The 237-nt window shown below is 60.3% G+C and carries 1 pseudogene; it reads left to right on the top strand.

The annotated features are described in order from the left end of the window. Nucleotides 1-237: pseudogene (locus LK536_RS59075) on the top strand (dihydroorotate dehydrogenase electron transfer subunit); the annotation flags it as partial.

Consider the following 237-nt stretch of genomic DNA (forward strand, 5'->3'; position numbering starts at 1 on the left):
AGCACCCCAGGCCGCAGAGGATACCGTACCGAGCCAGTTTGTTTCCCTTTCTACAACGGACGGCGCAAAGCTGCTTCCAAGACCGATCAGCCTGTGCGGCATTGACAGGGAGGCCGTGGAACTGCGCCTGGTTTACCGCATTGCCGGAGCAGGGACAAAGGAGTTCTCACAGCTGAAAGCAGGGGATACCATCGACGTGCTGGGGCCTTTGGGCAATGGATGCCCCAGGGAGCCTGG

The sequence above is a fragment of the Clostridium pacaense genome (assembly GCF_020709765.2).
GTDB lineage: Bacteria > Bacillota > Clostridia > Lachnospirales > Lachnospiraceae > Enterocloster > Enterocloster hominis.